Annotated in this window: 1 rRNA gene; it reads right to left on the bottom strand. The window is 53.7% G+C overall.

The annotated features are described in order from the left end of the window. Window positions 1–281: ribosomal RNA gene (locus GH741_RS22545) — 16S ribosomal RNA — on the bottom strand; the annotation flags it as partial.

Here is a 281-nt window from a genome sequence, read left to right as displayed (position 1 = left end):
GGTGTGTACAAGGCCCGGGAACGTATTCACCGCGGCATGCTGATCCGCGATTACTAGCGATTCCGGCTTCATGTAGGCGAGTTGCAGCCTACAATCCGAACTGAGAATGGTTTTATGGGATTCGCTTCACCTCGCGGCTTCGCTGCCCTTTGTACCATCCATTGTAGCACGTGTGTAGCCCAGGTCATAAGGGGCATGATGATTTGACGTCATCCCCACCTTCCTCCGGTTTGTCACCGGCAGTCACCTTAGAGTGCCCAACTAAATGCTGGCAACTAAGG

The sequence above is a fragment of the Aquibacillus halophilus genome, assembly GCF_009649745.1.
In the GTDB taxonomy this organism is placed as follows: Bacteria; Bacillota; Bacilli; order Bacillales; family Amphibacillaceae; genus Aquibacillus; species Aquibacillus halophilus.
The sequence above is the reverse complement of the archived record's forward strand: the minus strand, read 5'-3'. Positions and strand labels throughout refer to the sequence as shown.